Origin of the sequence: Trichococcus shcherbakoviae (assembly GCF_963666195.1) — a bacterium.
GTDB lineage: Bacteria > Bacillota > Bacilli > Lactobacillales > Aerococcaceae > Trichococcus > Trichococcus shcherbakoviae.
Window position 1 is genome coordinate 1790428 of record NZ_OY762653.1, and the last position, 13185, is coordinate 1803612.

The window sequence follows — 13185 nt, forward strand, 5'->3', positions numbered from 1 at the left end:
TATGTTAGATATACATTTTGGTGGAGGCAACATTGGTCGGGGATTTATCGGAGAAGTATTGCACAACAACGGATTTGATATAATTTTTGTTGATGTCAATGAGAAAATCATTGATGAGTTGAATGCTCGCGGCAGTTATGAGATTGAAATTGCTGAAGAAGGAAAACGCACAGTAGCAATTGATCACGTTTCTGGCATCAACAGTAAAAAAGATCCGCAAAAGGTTATTGATGCGTTCCTTAAAGCGGATCTAGTGACGACTGCTATCGGGCCTAACATTTTACCTTATATCGCGGAATTGATCGCAAAAGGAATCAAAATCCGCAAAAATAATGATATCGAAAAAGGCTTGGACATCATGGCGTGTGAAAACATGATCGGCGGTTCAGAATTTTTGAAATCAGAAGTGGTAAAATATTTAGATGGCGATGATGTTGATTATTTGGATAAGTTCGTTGGGTTCCCAAATGCGGCTGTTGACCGTATCGTGCCAATGCAACACCATGAAGATATCCTCCGTGTTACTGTGGAGCCTTATAAAGAATGGGTTGTTGATGAAACTGGTATGAAAAATGCGGCATTACGCTTAGAGGGTGTTCATTATGCAGCAAACTTGGATCCGTTCATCGAAAGAAAACTATTTACTGTAAACACAGGACACGCAACGGTAGCCTATGAAGGCAAACTAAAAGGGTATCAAACCATTTTAGAGGCACTGCAAGATGATGAGTTGAAAGAGCAAGTATTGAATGTGTTGTCTGAAACAGGCTCACTGATGGTCGCAAAATGGGGCTTCGATAAAGAAGAACACCAAACATACATCCACAAAATCATTTCACGTTTTGCGAATCCATATATTGTTGATGAAATTACCCGCGTTGGAAGGACACCAATGAGAAAGTTAGGGTTTGATGAACGTTTCATCCGACCTATCCGCAGTCTTTCAGAAAAAGGATTAAATTATTCACATCTGATCAAAACCGTAGCGAAAATTTTCGTGTATGATGATTCCGAGGACACCGAAAGCGTAGCGTTGCTTGCTATGTTGAAAGAGAAACCTTTTCAAGAAGTTGCCAAAGAAGTTACAGGCTTGACTGATGAAAAGCTGCTTGCGGCGATTGAAAAAGAATACCAAGCACTAGTAAAATAGACCCTAACATCACTATTTTATTGGATGTATGCAAACTCTGAAGGCCCTTGCCTTCAGAGCTTTTTTCGGATGGCCGGGCTTACTTTAGGAGTTAGGCGAAAGGGAACAAAAGCAACTGTACTATTTCGAAAGAACAACGACCCAAAGGGAAAAGGGGCCCAAAGCATAGTATGCCTGGGCCCCTTCTTTAGGTTCTCTGAGAAACTTTGACGTGCTCAACACTATAACCCAGTTTTTGGATTATTTCGCTGATGTCGTTCCCTGAAGTCTTGTTGCCGTCGAATTCGGCTTTGACTTTGCTTGAGTTGAACAACACTTTGACGGTTGCGACCCCATCGATTTTGCTGACGGCAGATTCGATTTTCTTGATGCAGGATGGGCAAGTGACGGGTCCTAATTGGATAACAGCTTGGCTCATGATTCATTCCTCCTATTTGTCTGATATGACTATAGTATAAGCGGAATACGCCGGAAAGGACTTGACCGGCATCAAGTATTCAAAATCATTTTACATCGTAATCGTAGAAGATGCGGCCTTCCAATTTGCAGCGGTCGTAATCCTCCAAAATGCCTTTGACTTGATTGGACAGAAAGAAGAGACCGAACAAGTTGGGGATGACCATCAAGGCATTGAACGTATCGGCAAGCATCCAAACGATATCGACTTCCTGAAGCGCACCCAGGAAGATGAAAATCGCCACCAGAATCTGATAAGGCAGAACACCTTTCGTTCCGAACAGATACTTGATGTTCGATTCGCCGAAGTAGTACCAGCCGACGATTGTCGTGAAAGCGAAGAAGGTCAGGCAGATGGCCAACAGGACGGATCCGCCGCCACCGAAAGCAATCGAGAACGCGGCCTGGGTCACTTGCGCACCCTTCAAGGCAGGATCCAGATAGGATTCGGTCACCAAGATGATCAGTGCAGTTGCGGAACAGACGATGACGGTATCGATGAAGACGCCGACCATCGCTGCCAATCCTTGCTGTACCGGATGATCAACGTGCGCGACGGCATGCGCATGCGGAGTCGAACCCATTCCGGCTTCGTTCGAGAACAAACCACGGGCTACGCCTTTTTGGACTGCGGCTCTTACGGATGCTCCAGCGATACCGCCGATTGCGGCTTGCGGCGTAAAGGCGCCGACAAAAATCATTTTGAAGGCAGGTATCACATTATCACGGAACAGGAATAAGATAACGAGACTGGCGACGATGTAAACAAGCGCCATAATTGGGACGACGAATTCCGCGAAGGTAGCGATGCGCTTCATTCCGCCTGCGAAAATCAGGATGGCTGCCAAAGCGATCACGAGTCCGGTCACCCATTCCGGAATGGCGAATGCGGTTGTCACAGCCGATGCGATTGAGTTCGATTGCACCATGTTACCGATGAATCCCAAAGCTACGATAAGCGAAACGGAGAAAAATTTCGCCAAAGCATTGGATCCGACACCTTTTGAAAGGTAGTATGCCGGTCCACCGACGAGGTCGCCTTTGTTGCGGTCGCGCATCCGGTAGACTTGCGCCAGGATCGCTTCATTAAAAATTGTACCCATACCAAGGAAAGCGGAGACCCACATCCAGAAGATCGCTCCCGGCCCACCACCGAGGATGGCCGTAGCCACACCCGCCACGTTTCCTGTCCCTACCTGTGCGGCAACAGCAGTCGCCAAGGCCTGGAAGGAGGACATGGAACCTTCTTGGGAAACGTCCTTTTTGAACAATTTACCGAAAACTTGTTTGAAAGCTTCCCACATGCGCGTGACTTGCGGGAACCCGAAGCGAATCGAGAAGTACAATCCGGCGAACAGCAGGCCATATGTCAAAAAGTAGTCCCATAAGAGAACATTCACATAGTCGGCCAAAAAATTATATATAACATCCATATAATACCAAATCCTCCAATAAGTGAATTCACACCATTTTATTATGTATCTTTGATATTCTATCGATATCACACGGCTGTGTCAATGCAATTGTGAAACTTTCATTAGAAAAAACAGCTCCAAGCGAGGGTAAGGTTAGAGTTCTGTGAATAAAAACACATGTTTCTGCTTGATAATAATGTTTGTTTCCGTGAATTCAAGCTGCAACCTAAAAAAATATGAACGTTCAGAACAGTTGTTTTCAGAGAATGGAGTTAAAAAATATTAGCAAATAAATTGATTAATATTACATAGGTGATCACGAGGAACAATCTGAGCAAGAAGAGTAGTTTTAGGCAAAGTAAATTAGAAAATGATGAGAATATAGCCTGCGGCAGCCATTTCAGCATTGTCAATCGTTCCGATTGTGATGACTTTGTGATATGCAGGGCTAAGTCTGATCGACGATAATTTGAAAAAGTATGAGAATTCATAATATATAGAAGCAACTAAATTCTAGATATTATGAAACGATTGAAGCAAACGCGTATCTTCCTCGATAGGATTTTTGTTTTGCGGAACAATAAAAGATCGCTGTAAGCGGTGTATTCTAGTTTTCCGGAACATAGCTTTGTGGATTTGGTTGTCCTATACTAATGACATCAATTCGCATCCGGAAAACGCGGCACTGCCCCATTCCGGAGCGTTTGGAACGATCCGGCAGCCAACAGCTATGCATGTTCTTTGCTGGTCCATCATAATGAGAAAGAAGGAATCATCATGAGCCTCGCACATCAGATCCCTTTCATGGACCAACAAGTGCGCCATGACAATTGGGGCGCGCTACGAACACAAGGGGACGGAGCTGAAAGGCAAGACACTCGGTCTGATCGGTCTGGGACGCATTGGCTCGCTGGTTGCCCGCAAAGCGACAAACGGATTCGACATGAAGGTGATTGCTTATGACGAATTTCTCGTGAAAAATGAATATGCAGGCTTCGTGACTTGCGCTGGTTCGATGGAGGAAGTTTTGGCAAAATCCGATTTCGTTTCCTTGCATGTCCCTGTCACAGCGGAAACAACAGGAATGATCAATCAGGAAACACTGCGCTTGATGAAACCGAACGCCTACTTGATCAATTGTGCCCGCGGAGAACTCATCAACGAGGAGGCGCTTCATGAATCCTTGAAGAGCGGTGTCATCAACGGCGCTGCCCTGGATGTCTTTCAGGAGGAGCCAATCGCGCAGGATCATCCATTCTTTGAATTGGATAACCTGATCATGACACCGCATAACGCCATCATCACGCACGAAGCGATGGATCTGATGGGCTACCACGCAGCCGTCGGGATCGATGATGTGCTGAACGGCAGACAGCCGCAATGGCAGGAACGCTTATTACAAACTGCTGTGGCGGAACAGGTTCAGTAGAGCCGAAATAAGCTGAAAAATAGAGTGGAAAAGCCATCCGGACAGGGTGCCTTTTCCACTCTATTTGTTTACGCTCACAATGTTTTCATTGCTTCCTCGATTGGATCGAGTTCATCCGACTCTGTCACGGGCGCTTCCGTTTCGGCATCGAATTTCCCCTCAACTTCAGCAGCCTTCGAGGCGAATTGTTGCTTCACCGTATCTGTCGTTTCTTGGGCCATTTCTTTAGCTTGATCGACGGCTTCTTTTGCAGTTTCCTTTGCTTTATCTGTGTAGTCCATCACCTTGTCCAAGGTTTCATCGGCTTTGTCGGCCAAATCTTTGCGAATTTCTTTTCCTGGCTTAGGTGACAATAGTAGGGCGATTCCTCCGCCAATCATAATCCCTTTGACGAAACTAGAAAATTTTCCCATTCGTGGTTCCTCCTTCTTCATGCGGCAACGCGAACGCTGCCAACGGACATCAAGACAAACGAGTGTTGACCAAAAACCTATTTGAATGTGTACAAAATCAGAGTTTCTTTATGAATTCAGTATATAACACGCCAAAAATTAAGCAAAATGATAACCATCAGATCAGCCTAAATATCGCTCATCTTCTTGTTGATCTGAACCATGCTCAAACGGCCGGTGTGCTCCATCAGGATTCGTAATTGGCCATTCGATATGGTTCTTTGCGGATCTGCAAAAATTGGTCATATGCGTTGCGGGGGTCTGTCCTCCGGCGAAGCCGCGGTGGTCAGAGGTGATGATTTTTTTGGATCTCCTCCTCCGGCAGAGGGGCGCTCACCGGAGGAATAGGCCTTATACTCTCCGGAGAAAAACAACCTCGCCTCTATTTTGACTGTGAGTCTACAATAATTTGATTCCTTGTCTAACAATATTTACATTGTCCATCCAAAAGTGTTAGTATTAATAATGTAACCGATACCGGCAAGATTCAAATGAATGGCAGCGGTTGCTGAAAGCTTTTGCATGAGCGAAAGCAATGAAACTGTATGCAACATTTTAGTATAAAAAGATCTAGGAGGATGGACAATGGCTTTAAGAGAAGACTTTTTATGGGGCGGCGCTACTGCTGCCAATCAGTGTGAAGGTGGATACAACGAAGGTGGACGCGGTTTGGCGAACGTTGACGTTGTTCCCGTCGGCAAGGACAGAGGGGCCGTCATCACAGGGAAAATGAAAATGTTCGATTTTGATGATGAGCATTTCTATCCTGCGTTGGAAGCTATCGACATGTATCACCGCTATAAAGAAGACATCGCATTATTCGGCGAAATGGGCTTCAAAACCTACCGTTTATCGATCGCATGGACACGCATCTTCCCAAATGGAGACGAAACGGAACCGAATGAAGAAGGTCTGAAATTCTACGAAGACCTGTTCAAAGAGTGCCATAAATACGGAATCGAGCCATTAGTGACAATCACGCATTTCGATTGCCCGATGCACTTGATCACAGAGTACGGCGGATGGCGCAACCGCAAGATGGTCGGATTCTATGAGAATCTGTGCCATGCCATTTTCAATCGCTACAAAGGACTGGTTAAATATTGGTTGACTTTCAATGAAATCAACATGATTCTGCACGCACCATTCATGGGGGCAGGTCTGTACTTCGAAGAAGGCGAAAACGAAGAACAAGTCAAATTCCAATCTGCGCATCACGAGTTGATGGCCAGCGCAATCGCTACCCGCATCGCGCATGAAGTCGATCCTGAAAACCAAGTGGGCTGTATGTTGGCTGCCGGGAAATACTATCCATATACTTGCGACCCTAAAGACGTCTTCAAAGCGCAAGAAGAAGACCGTGAAAACTACTTCTTCATCGATGTGCAATCACGCGGCGAATACCCTGCTTACGCACTGAAAAAATTGGAGCGCGAAGGCATCAAAATCGAGATGGAGGAAGGCGACAAAGAAATCCTGAAGGAAAATACTGTCGATTTCATTTCCTTCTCCTACTATTCTTCACGCGTAGCTTCCGCTGATCCTGAAGTGAATGCAAAAACAGCAGGCAACATTTTTGAATCCGTCAAAAATCCATACTTGGATGCGAGCGAATGGGGCTGGCAGATCGATCCATTGGGACTGCGCATCACGATGAATGCGATGTACGATCGCTACCAAAAACCATTGTTCATCGTTGAAAATGGTTTGGGGGCTGTCGATGTGCCTGACGAAAACGGCTACGTCGAAGACGATTACCGCATTGCTTACATGGCTGCGCATATCGAAGCCATGAAAGATGCCGTGAACTTGGATGGCGTCGACCTGTTGGGCTACACCAGCTGGGGCTGTATCGACCTTGTCAGCGCGGGAACGGGCGAAATGAAGAAACGTTACGGTTTCATCTACGTCGACCGCGACAACGAAGGCAACGGCACGCTGAAACGTACGAAGAAAAAATCCTTCGACTGGTACAAACAAGTCATCGCCAGCAACGGAGAAGATTTGTCCATCTAAGGGCCAATTGGTTTGCTTGCTGACGCAAGCGGAAATTGCATAAGACACAAAAATAGCAGCAGTGAGGCATTTTTTGCCTCGCTGCTGCTATTTTTTGCGGCGTGCCCGCTGCCGGGTTGTCACCTCCGGCGAGGGCCGGATCCCCGGAGTTCGCGGAGAAATCCGATCATTACCTCCGACGAGGGATTGCCCCCCGGAGATAACCGACTAATCCGACTGTCACCACCGGCGTAGACCCGCTCACCGGTGGTGACAACCGAAACCGACCATCAAACTCCGGCCAAGCCACTCCAATTATTTTTTCCGGTAAAACGCGGTCGGTCTTCCGACCGTTCCGTATTCCAGCCTCATTTCAATGACCTGTTTGTCCTCCAGATAGCGCAGATATTTCCTGACCGATACATGCGACAGGTTCGCCAGACTGGTGATGTCGTTTACGGTGAAATCGCCTTTCTGTTGGTCGATGCAAGCCATGATCATGGCCAGCGTCGAAGGGGTCAGCCCCTTGTCGATGGCGTCGTCGTCCTTCTCATCCGGTTGCTTATCCAGCGAGTGGAGCTGGTCCAATTGTTTTTGTGTGACCGGATTGCGGGAATGCAGCAGCTCCTGGCGCTGCACGAAAGCTTCGATGCTCTTCTCGAAGCGTTTGAACTGGAACGGCTTGAGGATGTAGTCGACGATGCCGCACTGCAGGCCGATCCGGATGGCTTCCTGTTCGCCGGCTGCCGTGATCATGATCAGCTCGGCCGGGTAATCCCTTTTCCGCAGTGCCCGGATCAAATCCAATCCGCTTTTGCCCTGGATGTTGACGTCGACCAAAAGCAGGTCATAGGTATGCTTACTGGTCAAACGGATGGCCTCCTCAAAGCTGCCGCAAGTCCCGGATACGATAAAGCCGGGTATTTTCTCCAGATAACGACGATTGATGGACAATACCATCGGATCGTCCTCCACAATCAATACGTGATAGACCATCAGTTCCCTTCCTTTCGGTACGCCGTCTTCAGAGAAATCTTGATCCGGCGGTCATTGCTTTCGATTTCCAGTTGTCCGTCCACTCTTTTCAGCAGTTGGGAAATGACGGGAGTGTGCAGTTCGTCCGTAATCCGCTCCTTCATGGCGGGCTCCAGCTGCAATTCGTAAACGGTCTCCAACCGATCGTTCCAGAAGCCGAAATGGATCTGCAGGTCATCCGCCAATCTGTTTTCCAAAATGAATTGGTCCAGGAAACGGATGATGTTGATCCAGCATTGGACAGCCGTATGATCGGTGGTCGGCGGCACATCCGGGTAGACTTCAATCATGAACGGATAGTTCTGCTCCGTGAATTTGCTGCGTTCGCCGATCAGGAAGCCGGCGATGACCGGATTTTTGACCAGGAAAATCATGCGGTGCGAAAATTCCTGCTCCGGTTCGAGTATTTTGCCTAAGTAGTCGTTCAATTCCTCATATTCCTCCAAGTCCGCCAAGCCGTAGATGACATGCAGCTTGTTCAGGAAATCATGCGATTGCGTCTGCAGGGTGGTGGTGTAGGTGGCCGCGTTGAACAGCTGATCCGTCAGCAGATAGAGCTCCGTGGCATCACGCATCAGGATGATTTGGCCGATGACCTTCTTGGCGACGGTGATCGGGGCTGTCGAAAGCAAGTAGTCCACGCCGTCCTGATGATAGATCCGGTCAGTCGTTTTGTCTTTCCCGGCCAACAGCTGCAAGTCCTGCGCTACAGGCAAAAGCGATTGGATGGGCAGGCCAACGATGGCCTGCCCATCCAACTCGTCCCGTTGGAACAGTTTTTTGGCCTCCAGATTGGACAGGACGACCCGGTTGTCCTTGTCGGTGACGAGGATGGCGTCTTTCGTGTTCTCCAGCATCGCATTGCGTTCTTCCAATAATCGGGCTATTTCGATTGGCTCCAGATTGTACATTTGGTTTTTCAGCTGGAATGCAGTGAAGATCGCGGCGGCAGCTCCGAACAGCAGGCTGACCGCGAAACTAACAGAGAAGGGCTGCATCGTTTTCTTGGCGATCGAAGCGAGCGTTGTTGTCTTGATGCCGATCGCGACGACGCCGATTTCCACGTTTTCAGCATTGAAGACAGGGACGAAGGCGCGCAGCGATTGCCCCAACGTACCTTGCGCAATCGAAGTTGTCTCCTGGCCCGAAAGCGCGTCCTCTTCATCGCCGCCCTGGAAGGGGGCATTGATCTTTTCCGGATCGGGATGGGTGAGGCGGATGCGGTCCATCGTCATGACCACGACGAAGTCCAGCTGATAGGTTTCGGTTATCTGATTGGCATAGGTTTGCACTTCCGGATTGGTGGCGCCGTTGCTCAGCGTTTGGATCACCAACGGCTGCGCGGCCACGATTTCGGCGATGGACAGGAGCTGTTCTTCTTCCTGCGTCTGCGTCGCTTCATAGATGCGGTTCGTCAGCGAGAGGTAGAGGACGCTGACTGTCAGTGCCACCGTGATCAATACCATGAAGGTCAACTTCACCCATAAGCGCTGATTTTTCCATTTTTGCTTCAGTTTGATCATTCTTCCATGTTCCCTTCCTATTGCACAGTCATTATACCAAATGGAAAGTAGGCGTTCTCAATTTAATTAATTGAATAACGCTTAAATTAATTAAATAATCTATTTTAAATCTGTAAGCGGTAGCATAATGAAACCAGGTTAAAGAAAGCGCTTTATGAATTGCGGTTAATCAAAAGGAGGAGAAGGAAAGTGAGAGACACGACAAAAGAATTGGAGCTTGAACAGCTCCCGGGCATTTCCGAGTTGACGGTTTTCGACAGATTTAAAAATGCGAAGGTAGGCGCGATTCCGTTGCCGACTTATCTCGTGATGTCAGCCATTATAATAGCTTCTGCTTATCTGGGCGAGTTGCCCGTCAACATGCTGGGCGGTTTCGCAGTCATCTTGAGTTTGGGTTGGCTTCTGGGTGGAATCGGTGCTAGCATCCCGGGATTGAAAAATTTCGGGGGATCGGCCATCCTGTCGCTGATGGTGCCATCGATCATGGTATTCATGAATGTATTCAACCAAAATACGCTGGATGCAGCGAACATGCTGATGAGGGAAGCGAACTTCCTGTATTTCTACATCGCCTGTCTTGTCTGCGGAAGTATCCTGGGGATGCACCGCAAGATTCTGGTGCAAGGCTTGATTCGGATGATCATTCCGATGGCAGTGGCGATGATCGCTGCTTTGATCGTCGGAACTTCAGTTGGAACTTTGTTGGGATTGGGTTTTGAGCATACGCTCTTCTACATCGTGACACCGATCATCGCCGGCGGAATCGGCGAAGGCATCCTGCCGTTATCGTTAGGCTACAGCGCCATCACCGGTATCCCGAGTGGGGAATTGGTTGGACAATTGATTCCAGCAACCATCATCGGTAACTTCTTTGCGATCATCTGCTCCGGTATTTTGAATCGCCTAGGCGAAAAATATCCGGAGAAAAGCGGCAAGGGCCAATTGATCAAATTCGGCGGCGACGACGATATGGCTGATGCCATGCAGGAAGACAAGAGCCCGCTGGACATCAAATTGATGGGCGCCGGCGTATTGACGGCCTGCACACTCTTCATCGCAGGCGGACTTTTGGAAAGACTTACGGGCTTCCCGGGACCGGTCCTGATGATCCTTATCGCTGCAACCATCAAATATTTGAGCCTGTTGCCTAAAGATGTCGAAAAAGGCTCGAAACAGCTGTACAAATTCGTTTCAGGCAACTTCACTTTCCCGTTGATGGTCGGCTTGGGCTTATTGTACATCCCGCTCAAAGACGTCGTCGGCATGCTTTCTTGGCAGTATTTCGTGGTTGTGATCTCAGTCGTGTTGACCGTAGTCCTGACCGGTTTCTTCGTCGGTGGAAAAATGAACATGAACCCGATCGAAGCAGCCATCGTAACGGCTTGCCAAAGCGGCATGGGCGGAACCGGGGATGTCGCCATCCTATCTGCTTCCAACCGCATGAACCTGATGCCATTTGCCCAAGTAGCCACACGTTTGGGTGGAGCCATCACCGTCATTTCCATGACATCCTTACTGCGTTTCCTGTTCTAACAACATAAAAAAACTAAAACGAGAAGAAAGAGAGAGTGTTCATTATGACAAATGTAAATGAAAAAGCATTGGCTATCAGCAAAAAATTCGGCGGTAAATTGGAGGTCATCTCAAAAGTGCCGATCGAAACAATGGAAGATCTGAGCATCGCCTATACACCGGGCGTCGCAGCTGTCTGCATGGAAATCGCGAACAACAAAGAATCCGTCTATACTTATACCACTAAAAAGAATCTGGTTGCCGTCGTAACCGACGGATCAGCCGTCCTGGGCTTGGGCAATATCGGACCGGAAGCAGCCATTCCGGTTATGGAAGGCAAAGCGGCCTTGTTCAAACGCTTCGGGAATGTGGATGCCGTTCCTATTTCCTTGAATACGCAGGATGTTGAAGAAATCATCTCGCACGTTGCTGCCATCGCACCTTCTTTCGGCGGGATCAACCTGGAAGACATCAGCGCGCCTCGCTGCTTCGAAATCGAACGCCGTTTGAAAGAGATGTTGGACATTCCGGTCTTCCATGATGACCAACACGGGACCGCGATCATTGTTCTGGCTGCCCTTTACAATTCCTTGCGCCTGACAGGCAAAAAAATCGATGAGATTCAAGTGGTCGTCAATGGCGGCGGTGCTGCAGGGATCGCCATCAGCCAAATGTTCCTTTCAGCGGGCATCAAGAACCTGATGGTCGTGGACCGCACCGGCATCATTTCCGAAACCGATCCTGAATTGGCCGAACGCCATGTGGAAATTTCAAAAGTGACTAACCGCAGTTTCAGAACCGGCACTTTGGAGGATGCAGTGGTCGGAATGGACGTATTCGTCGGCGTATCCGCGCCAGGCGTCCTGAAGAAGGAATGGATCGCAACCATGAACGAAAAACCGGTCATCTTCGCGATGGCGAACCCGACACCGGAAATCTTCCCGGATGAAGCAAAAGCAGGCGGCGCCTATATCGTCGGCACCGGTCGCAGCGACTTCCCGAACCAGATCAACAATGTGCTCGCATTCCCGGGGATCTTCCGCGGAGCCTTGGACGCAAGAGCTAAAGACATCACGATCGAAATGCAGCTTGCTGCAGCGCGCGGCATCGCCAGCATCGTCAGCGATGAGGAACTGAACGTCGACTATATCATGCCGGATGTCTTCACTCCGGGCGTAGCGGACATCGTAGCCGCCAGCGTTATGAATGCAGTAAAGAAAGAGGAAGTACTTGTTTAAAAAGTAGAGAACGAAGAAGCTGCCTCCAGAGTGAGGCAGCTTCTTCTTCTGCGTCCGCCGGTGAAGGAGTTAAAATCCGACAATCTAATTGCGCACGGTCCAACAGATTCTTGTTTCGTCTGTCTGATTTGTCGGAAAAGTGTTTTTCCTTTGGTTTTCATGTCCCTATCATATATACAAAAAAACGTCTATTCTGATATGGTTGAGTCAACAATATTCTTTTTTGGGAAAAATCAAAAAAATGGAGGCATGAACATGAGCGAAAACAAGCAAAGAATGGGCTTCAGAATCTACAAGGACATCCCCAGACCGACACCGGACCTGCTGGAAAGACTGAACAAATTCACCGTGCCGGAACTGTGCGACGGGATGGACGTCTTCCGCGCAATGGATTACCAGATCAAGCCAATGGTGACGACGCAAAAAATTATCGGGCCTGCTGTCACGCTGCAGTTGCTGCTCGGCGACAGCCTGATTGTACCGAAAGCTTTGGAGGTAGCGCAACCGGGTGACATCATCGTCATCGATGCGAAAGGTAGCTGCAATAATGGCGTTTGGGGCGACAACCGCAGCCGGGTGGCCAAGGCGATTGGTTTAGCCGGTGTCGTAATCGACGGTGCCTTCCGCGATATCGAAGAAAATGAAGCACTCGGCTTCCCGATTTATGCCCGGGCGAACACCTGCGGCAGAAGCACTAGGGGCGCGAAGGGGGAAGTCAATGTACCGATTTCCTGTGGCGGCGTGTCGGTGCGCCCCGGGGACATCATCGTCGGGGACCGTAATGGGGTCGTCGTGATTCCGTTGGAGCATGCCGAGGAAATCATCCAAGCAGCCCAAGAGCAAGTGGATAAGATGGAGGCGCAAATTGCGAAATTCGAAGCGACCGGTCAGATCGTCCCGGACAGCCTGGAAAAGGAATTGAAAAGATTAGGCTATTAAAAGCGGAAAAAATTCAATCAAAGAAGACAAAACCACCTGTG

11 protein-coding genes are annotated in these 13185 nt (G+C 48.6%); 6 read left to right on the plus strand and 5 right to left on the minus strand.

The window, feature by feature from the left end; all coding sequences use genetic code 11:
• The first annotated feature begins 1 nt into the window (after position 1).
• Positions 2-1150, plus strand: a complete 1149-nt coding sequence (locus ACKPBX_RS08555) for a mannitol-1-phosphate 5-dehydrogenase (RefSeq protein ID WP_319995126.1) — start codon at positions 2-4, stop codon at positions 1148-1150.
• Positions 1151-1337: 187 nt separating this feature from the next.
• Here the strand turns inward: ACKPBX_RS08555 and ACKPBX_RS08560 are convergent, their stop codons facing one another.
• Positions 1338-1568: a heavy-metal-associated domain-containing protein gene (locus tag ACKPBX_RS08560; protein ID WP_319995127.1), complete on the minus strand. Its 231-nt coding sequence runs from the start codon at positions 1566-1568 to the stop codon at positions 1338-1340.
• 85 nt (positions 1569-1653) lie between these two features.
• Positions 1654-3039, minus strand: a complete 1386-nt coding sequence (locus ACKPBX_RS08565; RefSeq protein ID WP_119093921.1) for an alanine/glycine:cation symporter family protein — start codon at positions 3037-3039, stop codon at positions 1654-1656.
• 805 nt (positions 3040-3844) lie between these two features.
• Here ACKPBX_RS08565 and ACKPBX_RS08570 point away from each other — a divergent pair.
• Positions 3845-4450 (plus strand): NAD(P)-dependent oxidoreductase, encoded by a 606-nt coding sequence (locus ACKPBX_RS08570; protein ID WP_319995128.1) that lies wholly within the window; start codon positions 3845-3847, stop codon positions 4448-4450.
• A 74-nt stretch (positions 4451-4524) separates the two neighbouring features.
• Here ACKPBX_RS08570 and ACKPBX_RS08575 read toward each other — a convergent pair whose 3' ends face one another.
• Positions 4525-4863: a YtxH domain-containing protein gene (locus ACKPBX_RS08575; protein WP_160117126.1), complete on the minus strand. Its 339-nt coding sequence runs from the start codon at positions 4861-4863 to the stop codon at positions 4525-4527.
• Positions 4864-5487: 624 nt separating this feature from the next.
• Here ACKPBX_RS08575 and ACKPBX_RS08580 point away from each other — a divergent pair.
• Positions 5488-6918, plus strand: coding sequence for a 6-phospho-beta-glucosidase (locus ACKPBX_RS08580; RefSeq protein WP_319995129.1), 1431 nt, complete (start codon positions 5488-5490; stop codon positions 6916-6918).
• A 294-nt stretch (positions 6919-7212) separates the two neighbouring features.
• On the opposite strand, the gene ACKPBX_RS08585 is transcribed toward ACKPBX_RS08580, so the two are convergent.
• Both ACKPBX_RS08585 and ACKPBX_RS08590 read right to left on the minus strand, forming a co-directional pair.
• Complete coding sequence (locus tag ACKPBX_RS08585) at positions 7213-7893, minus strand: response regulator (RefSeq protein ID WP_319995130.1); 681 nt, start codon at positions 7891-7893, stop codon at positions 7213-7215.
• On the minus strand, positions 7893-9455 hold the full coding sequence (locus tag ACKPBX_RS08590; protein ID WP_319995131.1) for a Spo0B domain-containing protein: 1563 nt from the start codon (positions 9453-9455) through the stop codon (positions 7893-7895). Before ACKPBX_RS08590 ends, ACKPBX_RS08585 begins: the two co-directional genes overlap by 1 nt.
• A gap of 234 nt (positions 9456-9689) precedes the next feature.
• Here ACKPBX_RS08590 and ACKPBX_RS08595 point away from each other — a divergent pair, with 234 nt between their 5' ends.
• From ACKPBX_RS08595 to ACKPBX_RS08605, 3 genes are all read left to right on the plus strand, one after another.
• A complete protein-coding gene (locus ACKPBX_RS08595; protein ID WP_319996420.1) occupies positions 9690-10988 on the plus strand; it encodes a 2-hydroxycarboxylate transporter family protein in 1299 nt (432 codons plus the stop codon).
• A 44-nt stretch (positions 10989-11032) separates the two neighbouring features.
• Positions 11033-12205 (plus strand): NAD(P)-dependent malic enzyme, encoded by a 1173-nt coding sequence (locus ACKPBX_RS08600; RefSeq protein ID WP_107996064.1) that lies wholly within the window; start codon positions 11033-11035, stop codon positions 12203-12205.
• A 255-nt stretch (positions 12206-12460) separates the two neighbouring features.
• Positions 12461-13144: an RraA family protein gene (locus ACKPBX_RS08605; protein ID WP_319995132.1), complete on the plus strand. Its 684-nt coding sequence runs from the start codon at positions 12461-12463 to the stop codon at positions 13142-13144.
• Positions 13145-13185: the final 41 nt, after the last annotated feature.